The sequence below is a fragment of the Arsenophonus sp. ENCA genome (assembly GCF_002287155.1).
GTDB classification, from domain to species: Bacteria; Pseudomonadota; Gammaproteobacteria; order Enterobacterales; family Enterobacteriaceae; genus Arsenophonus; species Arsenophonus nilaparvatae.
Genome location: NZ_NHNG01000320.1, coordinates 1 through 1,299, shown reverse-complemented (window position 1 = coordinate 1,299; position 1,299 = coordinate 1). Strand labels below are relative to the sequence as shown.

Sequence of the window (1,299 nt, the reverse complement as noted above, 5' to 3'; positions counted from 1 at the left end):
AGGTTTAACGCTCATTGATGAGAAGTACAAAAATGAGGAGTCATTGCGGAAAAACTGGGAAGCAGGGATTAAACGAGGGTTTATAAACTTCGAACAACAGGCGTCTGATGCTTATGGCAATGTCGCCAATGTTACCCAGTTTGCCTTTGAGGGAATGAGTCAATCATTGACTGATTTTTTGGTAACAGGGAAGGCTAATTTTGCTGACTTTACCAAATCATTACTTGAGATGATTGTGAAGATAATGACGCAAATGGCGATGCTTCAGGCCATGAAAGCGGCTTTTGGTGGGCAAACAGGCGGAGTTGGAGGAGCGATTGCTAATATTTTTGGTTTTTCATCAGGCGGATATGTGGGCAGTGGGGGTAAATATGACCCGAAAGGTATCGTTCACGGTGGGGAGTTTGTATTTACCAAAGAAGCGACTCAGCGGCTAGGTATTGCTAACCCGTATCGCCTGATGGATGGAAGTAAGCGAGGTTATGCGTCTGGCGGATATGTGAGCACATCTTCAACGCCCATGTACGGCATGCAACCCGTAGCAAACGGTGTTAGTGTCAATTTAGGCGGTATTCATGTTGACGGTCAACCGCAGCAGTCCAGCCTTTCCAATGTCGATATGCGCGCAGCGGAGCAATCCTTAACCCAGAAAATCAAATTGGTTTTAGTGGCAGAGAGTCGAGATGGGGGTGATTTGCATAAAATTATCAAGGCAGTCAATGGGCGCGGTTATTAGTCGACGAACGGATTTTTGATAGAAAAAAATTTCACTTTTGTTATGCTTGGCATCAATTTAAATTAATTAATTGTTAGCCGAACATAAAATCAAAGGAAAAACAATGAAAAAAACGTTACTGTTCTTAATCCCGACACTATTTTCTGGCGCAGTAATCGCAAAGGGTGGTGAGAGTACGCTCTCTTTTGGGTATTTGAATGTCAAGTCTGGTKGAGAGAAAATATTAACTGAGAAAGCGGATACAACAAAACCAGATCCTGAAGGAATTGCAACAGTTTATGCTGATGGTTATTCAAAAGCTGGGGGAGCATTTGTACGTTATCGCTATGAATTTAGTGATGATTGGGGGGTTATCAGTTCATTTGCTTATTCGAAAACAGATTATAGCACACCGATTACTTTGAATGTTGACAAAAATACATCAAAACATACTTCGAATGTTAAAGGAGACTATATCACGAGTTTCGCAATCTCCAAAAAAGAAGTATAAATTTAAAAACAAGAAAAAATTAGGATGTTCATATTTTGTCCGGTTATCCATGCATTAAAGATATCTATAAAAC

Annotated in this window: 2 protein-coding genes; both read left to right on the top strand. The window is 40.7% G+C overall.

Going from position 1 to position 1,299, the window contains the following annotated elements; genetic code table 11:
• Positions 1-736, top strand: a 736-nt coding sequence (locus tag CBG25_RS08550) for a phage tail tape measure protein (protein WP_290606017.1), incomplete at its 5' end; no start/stop codon positions are given.
• A 103-nt stretch (positions 737-839) separates the two neighbouring features.
• A complete protein-coding gene (locus CBG25_RS08545) occupies positions 840-1,226 on the top strand; it encodes an Ail/Lom family outer membrane beta-barrel protein (RefSeq protein WP_290606015.1) in 387 nt (128 codons plus the stop codon).
• Positions 1,227-1,299: the final 73 nt, after the last annotated feature.